1 protein-coding gene is annotated in these 425 nt (G+C 62.6%); it reads right to left on the reverse strand.

The window, feature by feature from the left end:
• Positions 1-425, reverse strand: a 425-nt coding sequence (locus tag AC5ZG1_RS44465) for a DNA gyrase subunit A (protein WP_496136579.1), incomplete at both ends; no start/stop codon positions are given.

The following is a 425-nucleotide window of genomic DNA, read 5'->3' on the forward strand; positions in this document are numbered from 1 at the left end:
GATCGCCGGGTCGTTGATCAGCGCAATGCAGCCGTCGATGACTTCGGAGAGGTTGTGCGGCGGAATATTGGTGGCCATGCCGACGGCGATGCCGCCGGCGCCGTTGACGAGCAGGTTCGGGAACTTGGCGGGTACCACGACCGGCTCGGAGAGCGTGCCGTCATAGTTGTCGCGGAAGTCGACGGTTTCCTTGTCAAGATCGTCGAGCAGTGAATGAGCAGCCTTTTCCAGGCGGCACTCGGTGTATCGTTCGGCCGCCGGCGGATCGCCGTCAACCGAGCCGAAATTGCCCTGACCGTCGATCAGCGGCAGGCGCAGCGACCAGGGCTGCGCCATGCGGGCGAGCGCGTCATAAATCGCTGCATTGCCGTGCGGATGGTATTTACCCATCACGTCGCCGGTAACGCGAGCGCATTTGACGTATT

This window comes from Bradyrhizobium sp. Leo78, assembly GCF_059512425.1.